Genomic DNA, 13819 nt, shown 5'->3' on the forward strand with positions numbered 1-13819 from the left:
CATGAAAAAGAACTATTTATTAAATAAAAGTGTTAATAAAATTATTTTATTGACTTTCGCTTTACCAGTATTTTTACAAATGATATTGATAAATCTAATTAAATTTGTACAAGATGAAACCATTTATTATTTGATTTTTTTAGTTTTTTGGTCTTTATGTTTACCCTATTTTTATTGGTTAAACTTATCTATAAGCTATTTATATTTAAATTCAGGATTGAAACTTAATCTCAGTTTAAGTAGATTCAGGATAAGTATTCTTATAAATATAATGGTTGTTTTAAACTTTATTTTTTTTGTTGGATACATGTTTAGTTTTGTTTTTAACGGTGGAAAACCTGATGTGAATATAATTCTCACATTAATGACAATTCAGTTTGTAGGCGTGATATCATTAATATACAGCAGTCACTTTATTTGTAAACTAATTGTGTCTATCGATTTAAAGCGAGAGGCCAAAACAAAAGATTTAACAATTAATTTTATGTTTTTTTTAATGCCCATATTTGCTGTTTGGATAATTCAAAAAAAAGTAAAAAAGTTGTATTCCGATAATGTTTTATTAGAAACAAAGAATAACAAAAACTTCTAATTTAATAATTAGTTATCCAATCCCCTGCTCGACCAAGCAGAAATTACCAGAAAGGCAAGCGCGATGCCTCTAGCTCGTGCCTAGAAGCGGTATCAGACAAAACAAAATTTAACTACATCCTTAAATAAGGTGTAGTTTTTTTGTTTTAGGTAGAATGCAAACTCTGATTTTCAAGCTGTTGCCAATGGTACGTTTCAAGGTGCAATGACAGCGATAAGTGGCGGGAAGTTTTGGTCAACTTTCGCAATAGGTATATATTTTTTTTTGATGAAATATACAACCAATATATTTTAAATTTACAACATGACAAAACAGCTGGGTTATTTAGCAAATAATTTAATTAAACTATTATTATTTGTTTTAGGAGGTTTTTCAATTCGACTAATCCCATACATAATAGAAAACTATTTTATTGAAGTGAATTTAGATTATGTAAAAATTAATAAATCAGATATAAACGGTAGCTTCATTTTTGGTTGCTTTTTTGGTTGCATTACTTTTATAATACTTAAATTCAATACTTCTGGCAAAGAAAAGTAACAGGACTTGTGGTTAGTGGATTAAATCACATGATTCACAAAACCCCGCTCCTTGACCTATTCTCATGAAAAATTGCGCAAACGTCTTTGACTTTGTGCAATTTTTTTAATTTCTTGATAATCTCTAATCTCTTAAAAGTTACCCGACATGAAATCCTAATTAATCGGACTTGGAATTTTAACTTTTAATTTTTTCCCTTTAATTCTGACCCAACTCCTACTCGAGTGAGTACTAAAAACTAGATAATAATAGTAATGGTACATTGGAGATAACAGAAACACCTACGACCATTATTATACCTGCGCGCATAGGAGGAGATGCATTCGTCACTCCAATTTATGTAGAAAAAATAAAAGCTCTAGCGACGAGAGTTACACTATGTGACATTATTCGAGATGTCAAAAAATCACATCAAATACCAAAATATAGCTTTACTTAAAATTCATAATATATTTTATATGATTAGATTACATAAATCAACTCAATATTATCACTGATCAAAAAACGTCAAAGTTTTTTCAACCACATTTTTTTCATGATAACAAAACTCCCTTTTAATGACCAGATTTATTACATCAGCATACCTAAAATATTTTAAAATAAATTGATACAAACTACAAATGAAGCGTTAACACCTAACTAAAATTTCTCTTGTACTCATTTTTTCGTTACGGGTTTTTCAATAGATTCTCAAATAAATTGTCATATGCTGTTTGCGAGATATAATTTTCATCTGAAGATTCTACGTAAAATATGTGTTCGAAATATAAACCAAAAAAGTAAAATAATACCTTACTCATTTCCCCTTTAATAGTAAAATCAAGTAAGTTTTTTAAGATTTCGGTGTGACTAATTAATGAGCTCTCATTGTTCATCGATAAATTGTTTTCAATAGTATAGGTGAATGACATAGTGCTCATAAACAATTCATTTTTAATGATAGAATCAAAAATGAGTCGCCTTTTAACTTCAGACGATTCTGTAATAAAGTATTGAACTTTCATTTTAAAGTAGTCACTACTATCTATAGAAGTCTCATTAATTTTATTAACAGCTTCAATAAAATTTTCAGATAATTTCGCATTTTTTGAATCAAAATCCGGAGACTCAAATTTTTCAAATAACAATAAATTTACGAAAGGGACGAAAACATTTAATTTTTCATCTTGGTGAGCGGTGTTTTTTTTCTTTTTCATAGTGCATAAAAAATGCGTGAAGCAATAGTCAACTGTCAAAGAGGTACTCGGAAACCCAACAACCAGAAGACTACGCCCACGCAAGTATTTTGCACAGGCGTAAGTCTATCAATTTTGGTTGTTAAAGAAGATTCCGAGTTTTCTTTGACCAAATCAATAGCTTACGCGATTAATAATATTTTTCTAAGTGTAAAATTAGATTTTTATTTCAAAACATTTTTATTGTATTATTAAAATTATATGCTACTTATAGGAGCACTTTTTAAATTTTCTTAGTAAATACTCGACAGCTTCCGCATCTGACAGTATTTTTTTCTTTTTAGTTGCTGTTTTGGTCTTATTCACCAATTCAGATTGCACACCAAGCATAGCGTATAAGCGAGATTTCTCTTTCTCGTTTAATGCTTCTATAACTTGATATGCGGTTTCTGCTAACATGAAGTTTATGGTTTAAGACCTTTCTTGAGTTTGCTTTCTATCTTTTTCCCAATAGTTGGTCCAACTTCTTGTCGATGATTACTTGATTGTCGATGCTTATTCTCGTCGCATTTTGTATCTGTGTTTTCAACTCCAATTGCATTTTCTTTACTTGCTCTAATTCCAGCATCAATTTTTGGAACAGTAGAATGGTCTCTGATTTGTTCATAATTATTAAGTTTAGATTTTATATTTTGCCAAGATATTTTTTTGTGTACATCACTTCCTTTATAAGGTATCTCTTTATACAGAAAAGATATACCTGAAATGTATCCCGTAGTACTTTGATTTAATTTGGTATCTACTCCTCTTTCTTTTAATTTCTTGATAAATAGTTCAAGATTGATATTCGCATTCAGAGTTTCAAAAATGATATTTTGCAACTCTAATCTTGCAGGAACGTCTCCAATTCTCAAGCATTTTTCTATTTCACCTTTACTGAGAACATTGCTTTCTTCATTAAGTATAAGTTTAGTTAAATTATATTTTAGTTCTAATTTGCGAACCAGTGCCTCACTCCGTTTGTAATTTTGAGAATCGCTAACCACATTTCCATCATATTTAACCCTATTTGCTACAACATGCGTGTGCAATAAATCCGTATCCCGATGTAAGAAAATTACATATTGATTATCGTCAAAACCCATACCCTCTAAAAAATCACGGTTTAAGCTTGCAAAATCTTCATTAGTAAGTTTTTCTGAGTCAGAATAAGGCAAATTCAAACTTACATGATATACAGCTCTAGAAAGGTTAGGCTTCAACTGCCTAATAACATTAAACTCTTTGGTTTGTTTTACCACTGAATGTGCCGATAAATTAGAATCTAAAACAATAGCCTCTCCTTTATCTACCTTTTTTTGATTATACTGTAAAACACCATAAAAATCTTTTCCAATGATTTGCTTGGCTATCATATTAATCCAACAATTGATTTTTAATGGTATTTAACTTTTCTTTTAAATTCAATAAATCCTCTTCTAAGCCTTTCAGATTTGGATTACCTTGATTCGCTAGTTTGGCCATTTGGTTAATATTATTACCTATCCGAGAAAGTTCAATTAGGTAATCTCTGTTTAAACCAGGCATAGAAAATTTAGGTAACTGTTTTTTCAAAGACCTAATTCGTATAAATTGAGTAACTGAAAGACCATAAGATCTAGAAAATTCTTCAATTTGAAGTTGCTCATCAAGAGTAAATCTGATATTGATTTGGAACATTTTTAAATCTTGAATATGTTTCTTTGGTCTTGTCATAGCCATTCAATTTTAGGATAAATGAAAACTCATTTATTGGTTTATCTGATGACAAATCTAAAAGGGTAATTGCTAGCAAAAAAGATTTACCGTAATCAAAAAAACGATACGGTAAACCTGATTCCAATTAATTTGAAGATAATTTGAAGATTAATAAACTGAGATTTAAACTTTTCAGAAATTAAAAAAACGATTAAATTTTAGAGAAAAAGCATCATTTAAAAATAGGGCTCTGCCAGATTACAAATTAAACGGGGTGTGGGGTGCAACCCTGCCAAGCCATTCGACCAAAGGGAGGTTTTTGCTATCAAAAACATGGCTTGCTTCGTGACAACCTATAATTTTAGTTTGGCCTTAAGGGGAAAAAAATAAGCATAAAAAAAACCTTCACTTTTGATGAAGGTTAGACATATTTACTTTTTAGATTAGCAATCATCACTAATCATTTTGGTATAGGTTTCCTTTAAAGTTTCCTCAGCTTCTTTTACTTCAAAAAAATGAAAAGGTGTTTTCAAAATTTCAGAAATAGCATCTTTATAATGTCGTTTTTTATACGCCATATCTTTGCCATTAAAATATTTACAAGGATTTTTTGGATGTACTTTTTGAGGAGTATCTAGAACGTTTTTTTCTTTGTTTCTTATTTCAAACCGTGAAGCTGCTTTATTTTCATATTTCTTTAAATCAGTAAAATCATATGAAAGTCTATCATAAAAATCTTCTTCTAAAACCACAATTAAAGCTTTTCTTCTTGATAGATAATATTTTAAATCTAACTCAATGCAATTAAAAATAGATTTATCGTTAACTATATGGTCGTGTAATAGTTTTAATTGTTCAGACGTAAAAACTACTCCTTCAATTTTAATTGAAATAACCAAAATTTGATCACTATTCAAGTAATCGAATACTTCTCTTAAATTAGCTTTTATCATCTTTTAGGCCCTCCTCTTCTTTTACCTTTGTTTAAATTTTGATCTAACGAAACAATCTCTTTGATAGCTTGTTTTAAATTTAGCTCCCGTTTAAAAATTAAATGCATTTTTTGACAAGCGATACTTCCTAATAAAAAATAATCCCGCATGTTTAAATCCTGTTTTTCAATATGTTTTTTAATAAAAAACGCAAGTAAAACCGCTTCGTAATTTTCTATTGGCTCCTTAATAGCGTCCATTTTTTTATACATTAAATCCCAAAATTCACCTCTACTTTGTGTTGGTTTAATAGGTTGTTTAACAATAGAGCTACCCATAATTGTAGAAAATAATTCTAAAAAATACCTACCATATTCCCATTGTCGTACATTTAATTGATCAATTAATACCTCTTGAGTAAACTCTTTAATCTCTGGATATTTAAAAAAATCTCCTAATCTATAGGGTTTAGAAAGTACAGTATTGAACCATTCTTTTTTAAAGTCTGATAAATTATCTAAGAGTATTAATCCGAAGTTAATGGTGATTTTAAAATAACGATTTGAATCTAAATTGAAGTTTTTTAGATCTGTTCCTGGCAGTTGTTCCAAGTAGTTACCATGTAATTCAATCGCAAATGAAAGTGCAAGCAGAGACTTAAAATCTTGCTCCGAAAAGTACACAAACTCGGTATTTACAAGCTTTTCCTTTAGATCATTATATATTATATATTCTGATTTTAGTGGTGAAAGAACCTCAAATTCATTTAATATCATACTGTTAATTATTTAAGTTTAAAACAAAAAAAAGCTGAAATTATTTAAATAAAAAATATAATTTTTAAAAATATTGATGTATTTTAAGAAATATCCCATATGTAATATTCAAGACAATAATATTCCGAATTAGAATATTTGGTAGTGTATTCATTGATTAGTTTTCACATTAATTAGTTCTAACATTTAATAGTTCTAACATTTAATAGTTCTAACATTTAGTAGTTCTAACATTTAGTAGTTTTAACATTTAATAGTTCTAACATTTAGTAGTTCTAACATTTAGTAGTTCTAACATTAATTAGTTAGTTAGTTTATTAATTAGTTTTTAATTAATTAGTTTATTAATTAATTAGTTTATTAATTAATTAGTTTATTAATTAATTAGTTTATTAATTAATTAGTTTATTAATTAATTAGTTTATTAATTAATTAGTTTATTAATTAATTAGTTTTTAATTAATTAATAAACTAGTTTGCATCTTGTTTTCTAATTAATACAAGAGTGGATTTATGTTTTTAATTTTTTTTTGATTATAAAGAAAGATAAAATAAAGTAATATTTATCTTTCATTATAGGATGCAAAATATGGGGTTTAAGATCAAGGATTGAATACTTTTTCTATATAGACAAGAGTTCTAACAAAATATTTATTCTTAGATTATTTGAAAGCCATTCTGAAACCTGATTACAGTATCCTTCTTTTTACTTTATTAAAAACTTGACTATCGTAAAGGCATCCATTCCAGAGCATTTAATTCTTTTATTGAACCCAAAATAAAACAATTACGTAAAATGAAATTGGAAGTATAGTTACATTTTATGACCTCTTCAAAATTGAAGTAATAGCTATTGATTATTGAAATTGTCCGTCAACAGTGATACGTTTCTATTTTATCTGTAAAGTCAATTTTTCTTGATTTCCTATTATTTGCCACATTAGGAATGTCTACTCTAGTTTATCTAATGCGCTTTTTTGTATGAGGTAGAGTAATCGTTCCCTTTTGGGAAAGCATAATGCTTTATTGTTTATTAGAAAAGAGAATTTTGATTCAGGTTTTTAGCCACCAAATTGACTTCATATGGAAAGGCGAATGCTTCTATAGGATGATGTTGCAACCATTTTGCTTCGTCTTCTGGTTTTAGTATTACCGGTATGCGTTTTTTGATATTGTGTATTTCTGACATGACTGTGTTGGCTTGGGTGGTAACAATAGCATAGGTATTTTTGATCTCACCTGTGATTGTATTGGTCCATTGCGTATAAATTCCAGCGAAAGCAAAGAGATCATCATTCCCAATTCCGATTTCAAATTTGTTTTTATTTTTTCCTTTGCTGTCAAGCCATTGCCATTCATAGAAGCCATTGGTAATCACAAGACATCGCTTGTTTACGGAGTTTTTGAAGGAAGGTTTTTCGCTTATTGTCTCTATTTTGGCATTTAAGGTGAATTTTTTAATGTCTTCATCTTGAGCCCACGCTGGTATCAAACCCCAATTGTAATGCGTAATGATGTTTGGTTTTTCATCAATGATTACTGGGGTTTTGGGATATTCAAAACCATTGGCATGAGTTGCCGGTTTGAATTCTAGTGGATTGTCAATTGTAGCCTTGAACCTAGTTTGTACTTCTACAGCTATTTTAGTTTGTTTGGAATGATAACACATACTCTTCCCTTTAACTTTTTAATTTTCGAGTTCTTTTAAAATTGCATTCACATCTTCTGCTGTTGTGGTTAGTTTTAACTTGCAAAATTTAATTAGTGTTGTGGCTCTTTTTACTTTCTCAGAAAGTTCATCAACTGATATTTCGCCTAGTTCTATTTCGGATACGATACTTTGCAATTCTTCAAAAGCGTTTGTATAATTTAGTTCTTCTTCCATTTTATTCTTTGATTTTTGTGATGGTGCTTTCTATCGTTCCGTTAAAAAGCACTGTTTCTATTGTAGTTCCCTCTTGAAGGTGGGTTGTATCTTTGACTGCTTTACCATTATGATAGGTGATACTAAAACCTCTTTTTAACACATTGACAGGATCCATGATTTGGATGTTTTTTTCAATGTTTCCCAATATAAGTTCGGCATTTTTAATGTTTTTGATGGATGCCGTTTTTATAGTTTCTTGCACTAGAAATACTGTTGCTTGTGATTGCTTGATCCTATTGGTTGCTGCCATCTGAGTTTTATGATACAAAGATTCTAATACGTTACTACTGTTTTTTATAATGAATTGGGATTGCTGCTTTATGGCGTAGCTTGCATTTTTGATTTTGTTTTCATTGTTGTTTAGTATAGTATTTGTCAATGAACGAAACAATTTAAGTTCTGAGTCCAGTGTGGCATTCTCTTCGCTGATCAATCGTCTGGCTTTGTCTATTATTTTTTCTTTTGCCTTCTGAATGGGAACCGAAATATTGTGGAATTTTTGAAGCAGGTATTCAGCGAGTTTTGTTGGTGTTATGGCATTGGTATGCGCGATCATTTCACATACGGTTTCATTGGTGACATGACCAATACCCGTAATGACAGGAATGGGGAATAATGCTATAGCTTTGGCTAGTTCATACTTATTGTAACAGGATAGGCCGACATCGCCACCACCGCCTCTTATGATGGCTACTGCATCAAAATGATGGATCACTTTCTTTATTCGCTCTAACTGAGCAATAATACCCGTTACAGCTTTATCACCTTGTAATATGGATGGAAACAAGAGGTAAAAGAACTTATAATTCCAATTGTTGTTGTCAATTACATTTAAAAAATCACCGTAGCCTTTGCTGGTTTCTACCGAAATAATTGCTAGTCTTTGTGGTAATAAAGGAAGATCTAGCTTTTTGTTTGCATCATAAATTCCTTCTTCTTTTAATTTTTTGATGGTTTGTCGCTTTTCATTCTCTAAATCTCCTAAGGTAAATTGTGGATCAATATCTATAATTTGGAGTGACAGTCCAAAAGCGGGGTCAAAGGAAATTTTAGCCAGAAACAATATTTTAATTCCGTCTTTAAGCGGTTCCTGTAAAATTCTTAGAAAGTTGCGGTTTATATTTTGGTAATCTTCACGCCACATGGTTGCTTTGCATTGGGCTACAATTTTACCGTCTACTTTTTCTATTATTTCAGGAAAACAATGCCCCGAATGACTGTAATGATTCAGTTTGTTCATTTCCGCTTTAATCCAAAAAGAACTTGAATACCGTTGTTCCAGCGTTTTTTTTATGCTTTTGGTTACTTCCAGCAGCGAAAAAATAGTTTTGTCATTGGTTTTCTCAGGCATTCTGACTTTGGATTTATGCATCAAAGGATGGCTCCTTTTATGTTTTATCAAAGATAAAGTAGTTTTTTCAGATTGTTATAAATGGCTCAAAATGATTTAATAAATTTTTGTGGTGAAGAACTAGAAACGATTTTCTTGTTTGTCCAGTATGTTACTATTTCTGTAAGTCTGGTCAGAAAGAAAGTAATCCCTAGCGAACGGGTTAATGATACTTATGGGCAATAGTGATCAAAAATACGATCATAAACCAAAAATTATTTCTCAAAAAAAAGAGGCTCACTTGCCTCTTGATACTCTCTGTCAAAATTTTACGATAACTTAATAAGTGTTGACGGCATGTAATCGGTTCCGTTCAACACGGGTTTCATTGTTCGGCTGCAGCCGCAACGAAACCCTAGCTGTTAGTGGCTGCCTTTTTTTTTACTTTTATAATACATCTTTATACCAAGTAGTTTCGTCTGGAAATCCATATTTTTTAGTGTCAACTTTCCAATTTTCTCCTTCCTTTTTCAATACAAACTGGTCTTTCTTTTTTATTCCGTACTCATAAATAATTTCAACAATAGCGCGGTTTGCAGATTTCATAATAAAAAAAACTTGCGTGTCAGGATAACTTAAATATTCATACTTTGTTGGCTTTCCAAATGATCGACTACCTTCGTCTGATTGGTTCAAACTTATTGGATTTGTGATTTCGCTTCTACGCTTTTTATATTCAGCCCAAAGTTCTTTTTCTCCAAGTTGAACTTGGTTGGGTTCCTTAGGGTTTTTCAAACTCTTACTTCGTACAAATATTTCATGCTCCAGCGAGTTGATTTCTTGTAATTTATTAATTAAAAACTCAAGAATTTCGTCAGTTAATTGTAAAAATTTTTCCTGTGTTTGACTGGTGTTGATGTTTAGTTTTTCAACTACTTTATTTTTCATTTCATTTCTTGCATTGTTTACGATTTGAGAAGTTTCGTCCACTACTTCTTTTTTTGTTGAGTCTTGTTTATTCCCAAAAAGTTTGTCTACTATTCCCATCTTTATCTTTTTAAAATTATAATTGTATATCCAGTTCTAAGGTTTCTGCCAACGTTCCGCTATTAGGTCAACACGGGTTTCATTGTTCGTACTGCGCACGCAACGACACCCTAGCTGTTGTGCGTTCGCTTTTATTTTTGGTTTTCAATTATTTTCTTTTTTAAATCGTCTTTAATGTTTGTCCAAACTGTTCTGGCTGTTATTATTAGTTTTGTATTACATTCAACTTCTGCACCATTGACAATATGTTGATACCAATTTAGGTAATTCCATTCCCTTAGTTTTGGAGAGCAAAGTGCTGAAAATTTCTCGTCCCAATGGACTTTTGTCGCAGTTCTATAAATTAAAGTAAATTTTGAGCGTTTCGGTTTTATTAATAATCTTTCATTTTCGTCAATTTCAATTTCTGTAATCTCGTCTAAACACAAACCTTTTGTCTTAAATTTTATTTGGTCAAAAATTATTCTACCAACATAACGATTTAATTTTGGATTTGCCTTTCTGTAATATTCGTTCCAATAACTAATCATTCTACTTTCGGTCTGATGGTAATATTTTGGATTTTCTATTGCAAACCGTTTGTAGTTTTCCAATTTACTATTATCAAGTTGTTCGTCCAAAACTTCTAATATTTCAAAAATATATTCTCCTAAAAGTTTAAAAGTAAAAGGCGTAATCCAATATTCGTTACTGTTAACTTTTTCCAAGCGACTTTGTCTTACATATCCATTATGGTGTCGAAGATAAATGCAGTTGAGAATAGCTTTTTGATTGTTTGTAAGTTTCTGTTCTTTTTCTAATTCAGGTTCATTAAAATAAAGTCTGTTAGGTATTAATAAATTTTCCCCTTCAAGTAGGACAGTTTGATAGTCTGGATGAATTAAGTTTTCTACTTTATGAATTCGTCCGTCAAATAGTTTTATATCATTCAATGCAAAGGGCAAAATGTCCAATACACTTTCTACGTCTTTTTTCAATGTCCGTGGAAAAGCATTAAGAAGAATTTCTCTGTATTTTGAATGTTTATTTCCTTTGAACCAATTTAGCATTTTCGATGTGATATTTTTTTAAAGTGCCTCATAATTTTCCCGCTCTACAGGCAGTTTGGGCCTAGATTAAGCCCTATTTACGAATTTGCCAAATCATCTCAAATACAAAACCATCTTTCCATTAAGCCCAATGCCTAAATCCATTATTGCGTGTGTTGGTGGCAGTACTTTATTATAGTTGATTATGATTTTTTAATAATTCAATTATATTTTCGGTAAAAGGTAATCGTATTATTTTTTTCCACTTTGTTAATTTAGATTGATATAGTTGGTTTTCCATATTACTAATTAAAATTTCTTTTCTTCCAACATAAAAATTATCAAAATATTCTGTTTTATCCAATGTCTTAGTAAGCCTGTTTGCTGTAGTTAACTGAACATCCACAGATCTAATATTTGACCATTCTATAAAATGAGAGAAGAATAAACTACTCTTCTTTATTCCGTTTTCATCAATTATTACTACTTCAGAAAAATAATTTATTAAAGATATCGTCAAAATGGCTCCTGATGCATATAAAAAAATTAACAAATTTCTCAATACTCCACTGTCCCCCAATCCAATTTTAAAGACGCAGTAGAATATGAAAAATATAAAAATTAAAGGTTTTCCTAAATTAAGAATATTTTTAATTGTCAAATTTCTAATTACAATATTTTTGTTCATTCTTGTTTGAAAATTATATTTTGAATTTAAAGTTATTGTTCATTGCAAGTTCGGAAGTATTGCCACCAATGTTTTGATGCTTTGAGATGGCTGGAAATAGATAACCGCTTAATTTGCGGCTTAACAAAAACTTGATGCAAGACGTTAATTCCACTTAATTCCAGCTATATCAAAACAGCTGTTAGTGGCAGCCCTTATTCTATAGCTAATATTCTTTCTGCTTTATTATTCCATAGTATTATATTTTCCTCCATACTTGAAGTAATAATTCTATCTCCTTGTTTATTCCAAGAAATACCCCATAAATAGTCTTTAGAGTAACCTTCTGAAATAAGGTTTCCTTTGATGTCCCAAATCCTCAGTGCGTCACTTGCTGTTGCTAAGCTGTTTCCTTTTGGATTCCAAACCAAATTCCTATATTCACCTTTACTTATATCTATACACTTTAACAGTTTGCCATTTTCATCCCAATATTGAAGTAAAGATTTATCTTTCTCGTCCCCATAATCTCCTGTTACAAAAAAAGAACCCGAATTGTGCCATGCGACACTCAATATCATAATTTCTTCTTTTCTATGTTTTATTGAATTTAACAGGTTTCCATTAATGTCAAATAAACGTATTTTATCTGAAACGGTTATGAGAATGTCTTTTTTTGGATGCCAATCAATGGCAGTTATGGTCTTTGTATTTTCATTATTGAATTTTCTAATTAAATCACCTTTAATATTAAAAATAAGTATTTCCCCGTCATTGTCTGTAACTGCTAAATATTCACCTGTATAATTCCAATCAATTCCTCTTGCACCATCTAGTGATACAGCATTTAGCTCAATTTTTTCATTAGTTTCTATATTAATAATACTTGATCTGTCACCTGACATTTGTGTAGCTACAGCAATTATATTTTTTGTAGGATGCCATTTTATGCGTGTAATTGTATTTTTAATAAGAAGAGATTTGTATAGTTTTAGATTACTTGAATTATAAATTTTCAAAGTGTCCACATTTCCTCCAATTGCAATGTATTTTCCATTGGGACTCCAATCTGTTGTCCAAAGTATTTCCTTTGTTACAGCATTTTGAGCAAATGTCTGATTGCAGAAAATAATAATCAAAAAATTTAGAAGAGTTACTATTTTAATTCGGATTTTCATTTTGTAGTTTTTTTTTATGGTTGCCACCAACGTTCCGGTACTACAGCGGGTTTGGGACTAAAGTAAGATTTGTTTTTCGGATTTGCCAAATCATACCAAATACAAAACCAACTTTCCATTAAGCCAATTGCCCAAATCCGTTGTAGCGTGTGTTGTGCGTTCGTTATTTTTCTTTAGTAAAAGGCCAAATATAAATTTCTTTTAAGTCAATTTTTTTTTCTAGTTTTTTATTCATCTGATAAAACTCTATATCTTTATAATAATTGCCATATAAAAATTCAATTTTTTTTGGATAAGAATTTAAATCCGTCAATATTTCGGAATTTTTCTCTTTCGTTGTACCTTCTAGATAAAATACTTCAATTTTTGTTCTATCAAAAAAATTTCTACAGAATGATTTTACTCGGTCTTTTTGCACTTTAGGATATCTAATTACCAAATTCACAAGATCTTCATCTCCTATGTCTAACAAAATAAAAGTGTCAAGGCGTAAATCAGAAAAATAAACTTTTGTATTTTCATTAAAACCAATTTTTCCGTCTGAATAATACGATTTATGTATTTCACAAATATCAATTTTGATATTTAGTTCTTTTCGTAATTTTTCAAAGTCATTATTCTCGAAAATTCTTTCATCATCTTCACTATAGAATTCGACAAAAGAGTTCATTTCAACAATCATATTTATTTCAGAAAATTCCATTTTTCTCTCATTTTCGTTATAATGACGCACAACTTGTATATATGCGCAATAAACTTCGTGTATACACCCAAATTAAGATGAATTAACAAAGGTTTATTTAGCTTTATCGCTTTTCAAATATATAACTTTTATTACATTATTGTAATTTAATGGAGATGATTTCCTTAATTTTTAAGCTACAAATGGG

16 protein-coding genes are annotated in these 13819 nt (G+C 30.0%); 2 read left to right on the top strand and 14 right to left on the bottom strand.

The genetic code is table 11. The annotated features are described in order from the left end of the window. The first annotated feature begins 1 nt into the window (after position 1). Both KBJ98_RS03285 and KBJ98_RS03290 read left to right on the top strand, forming a co-directional pair. The gene (locus KBJ98_RS03285) at positions 2–592 is read left to right on the top strand and encodes a hypothetical protein (RefSeq protein ID WP_210788261.1); all 591 of its coding nucleotides are present in this window, start codon (positions 2–4) and stop codon (positions 590–592) included. Between the two features lie 303 nt (positions 593–895). Beyond that, positions 896–1132: a hypothetical protein gene (locus KBJ98_RS03290; RefSeq protein ID WP_210788262.1), complete on the top strand. Its 237-nt coding sequence runs from the start codon at positions 896–898 to the stop codon at positions 1130–1132. Positions 1133–1800: 668 nt separating this feature from the next. Here KBJ98_RS03290 and KBJ98_RS03295 read toward each other — a convergent pair. From KBJ98_RS03295 to KBJ98_RS03360, 14 genes are all read right to left on the bottom strand, one after another. Then, positions 1801–2328 carry a hypothetical protein gene (locus tag KBJ98_RS03295; RefSeq protein ID WP_210788263.1) on the bottom strand — a complete coding sequence of 176 codons (528 nt, stop codon included), beginning with the start codon at positions 2326–2328 and terminating at the stop codon, positions 1801–1803. Positions 2329–2571: 243 nt separating this feature from the next. Beyond that, entirely contained in the window at positions 2572–2766 is a 195-nt protein-coding gene (locus KBJ98_RS03300; RefSeq protein ID WP_210788264.1) for a hypothetical protein, read from the bottom strand. Between the two features lie 5 nt (positions 2767–2771). After that, positions 2772–3722: a relaxase/mobilization nuclease domain-containing protein gene (locus KBJ98_RS03305; RefSeq protein ID WP_210788265.1), complete on the bottom strand. Its 951-nt coding sequence runs from the start codon at positions 3720–3722 to the stop codon at positions 2772–2774. Between the two features lies 1 nt (position 3723). After that, positions 3724–4062 carry a MobC family plasmid mobilization relaxosome protein gene (locus tag KBJ98_RS03310; RefSeq protein ID WP_210788266.1) on the bottom strand — a complete coding sequence of 113 codons (339 nt, stop codon included), beginning with the start codon at positions 4060–4062 and terminating at the stop codon, positions 3724–3726. A gap of 425 nt (positions 4063–4487) precedes the next feature. Further along, on the bottom strand, positions 4488–4997 hold the full coding sequence (locus KBJ98_RS03315) for a hypothetical protein (protein ID WP_210788267.1): 510 nt from the start codon (positions 4995–4997) through the stop codon (positions 4488–4490). Then, a complete protein-coding gene (locus tag KBJ98_RS03320) occupies positions 4994–5752 on the bottom strand; it encodes a hypothetical protein (RefSeq protein WP_210788268.1) in 759 nt (252 codons plus the stop codon). The genes KBJ98_RS03315 and KBJ98_RS03320 overlap by 4 nt, the downstream gene beginning before the upstream one ends. 1033 nt (positions 5753–6785) lie before the next feature. Continuing rightward, positions 6786–7421 (bottom strand): SOS response-associated peptidase, encoded by a 636-nt coding sequence (locus KBJ98_RS03325; protein ID WP_210788269.1) that lies wholly within the window; start codon positions 7419–7421, stop codon positions 6786–6788. A gap of 18 nt (positions 7422–7439) precedes the next feature. After that, on the bottom strand, positions 7440–7637 hold the full coding sequence (gene xseB, locus KBJ98_RS03330; RefSeq protein ID WP_210788270.1) for an exodeoxyribonuclease VII small subunit: 198 nt from the start codon (positions 7635–7637) through the stop codon (positions 7440–7442). A gap of 1 nt (position 7638) precedes the next feature. After that, complete coding sequence (xseA, locus tag KBJ98_RS03335) at positions 7639–9030, bottom strand: exodeoxyribonuclease VII large subunit (RefSeq protein WP_210788271.1); 1392 nt, start codon at positions 9028–9030, stop codon at positions 7639–7641. 426 nt (positions 9031–9456) lie between these two features. Next, complete coding sequence (locus KBJ98_RS03340) at positions 9457–10056, bottom strand: hypothetical protein (protein WP_210788272.1); 600 nt, start codon at positions 10054–10056, stop codon at positions 9457–9459. A gap of 131 nt (positions 10057–10187) precedes the next feature. After that, the gene (locus KBJ98_RS03345) at positions 10188–11105 is read right to left on the bottom strand and encodes a hypothetical protein (protein WP_210788273.1); all 918 of its coding nucleotides are present in this window, start codon (positions 11103–11105) and stop codon (positions 10188–10190) included. A gap of 172 nt (positions 11106–11277) precedes the next feature. Then, complete coding sequence (locus tag KBJ98_RS03350) at positions 11278–11772, bottom strand: YdbT family protein (protein WP_210788274.1); 495 nt, start codon at positions 11770–11772, stop codon at positions 11278–11280. 194 nt (positions 11773–11966) lie between these two features. After that, on the bottom strand, positions 11967–12929 hold the full coding sequence (locus tag KBJ98_RS03355; RefSeq protein WP_210788275.1) for a WD40 repeat domain-containing protein: 963 nt from the start codon (positions 12927–12929) through the stop codon (positions 11967–11969). A 163-nt stretch (positions 12930–13092) separates the two neighbouring features. Next, on the bottom strand, positions 13093–13632 hold the full coding sequence (locus KBJ98_RS03360) for a hypothetical protein (RefSeq protein ID WP_182651195.1): 540 nt from the start codon (positions 13630–13632) through the stop codon (positions 13093–13095). Positions 13633–13819 lie beyond the last annotated feature (187 nt).

It is taken from the genome of Flavobacterium erciyesense (assembly GCF_018069925.1).
In the GTDB taxonomy this organism is placed as follows: domain Bacteria; phylum Bacteroidota; class Bacteroidia; order Flavobacteriales; family Flavobacteriaceae; genus Flavobacterium; species Flavobacterium erciyesense.